General features: G+C 61.8%; 1 pseudogene. It reads right to left on the bottom strand.

Features of this window, described 5'->3' with window-relative positions:
* Positions 1 to 137: 137 nt before the first annotated feature.
* A pseudogene (locus MXD60_RS26225) lies at positions 138 to 955 on the bottom strand (transposase domain-containing protein).
* Positions 956 to 1,185 lie beyond the last annotated feature (230 nt).

Consider the following 1,185-nt stretch of genomic DNA (forward strand, 5'->3'; position numbering starts at 1 on the left):
GCAACACCCACGACGTGTCCCCTCAACACAAACCCCAAGGTCAGCGGGCTACAGCCGCCCACCCCTGAATGGACACGGTAGGCGTTGTGGCGGCCGCGTCGGATGTGAGGGTTTCCTGGTGGGCGTGTGCGTGGTGTTCAGGGGGGAAAATCCGCCTGGTCGGTGACCTGGCGGCGGATGACGCGTAGTGATCGCATGAAGGAGATTCTGTCGGGGTCGACGTCGGCTTCGTCGGCGGCTTCGCGTATGAGACTTCGGATGGCGTAGTGGCTGAGGAGGAGTGCCCAGATTTCTTGTTCGACGAGGTCGGGGAGTTTCGAGCGTAGGACACGGGCCTCGCCTCGCGCGTGGGTTTTCACTTCGTCGAAGGTGTTCTCGATTTCCCAGCGCTCATGGTAGGCGGTGGCGAGTTCCACGGCGGGAATGTCGGTGTGGTCGAGGATGTTGGTGATCAGACAGATCAGTTCCCCGTGGCCGGAGCCGGTACGGTCGGGAACGGTGTATTCGATGATCCGGACCGGTGTGGCGGATTCCTCGGGAAGAGTCTGGCCGGCGCGGGCGTCGGACATGAGCTGGGTTCGTCGTTTCCCGCTGATTTTCGGGTTGATGAGGAGGGACCGGTAGGAGCCGTCAGGCAGGGCCGCGATGACCGGGAGTGTCAGGTTGGCCTTGACTCGCCAGAGCAGGTCCGCGCCGGTGTCGAGGGCCTGATGCCACAGGTCGTGGCTGTAGAAGTTAAGTCATCGTCGAAGAACAGGCACATCGCCATCGTGAAGTACACCATGACCCGGGCCGGCAGCAACCGGACGCGTTTCTCCTGCCGTTTCGTCTCCACCAGGATCTCCTCGACGAGGTCCCGAGGAACAACGCTGGCGAGAACACCGATCGAGATCCGGTCGGTCAACCGCTCGTTTTCCACGGCCGGCAGTTCCACTACCTGACGAAGACGCGCCACACCCGGACTCCACCGGTCTGCCGGCTGGCATTGGGCCACGAGTCCTGCGCCACCCACTGATCGACATTGAGGAAAATCCTCGGACTCGGCGTTCAAAAATTGATCGACCTGGGATCGACTGTTGGCGTGTTGGAATCGACGGGCATCCTTCCAACCTAATCGAGCGGCATTGTTGCGTCACGAACACGGAGAGGAGTCGGTCGGTAGGTCGCGACTACTCGATGTGATGC

The sequence above is a fragment of the Frankia sp. AgB32 genome (genome assembly GCF_023243045.1).
In the GTDB taxonomy this organism is placed as follows: domain Bacteria; phylum Actinomycetota; class Actinomycetes; order Frankiales; family Frankiaceae; genus Frankia.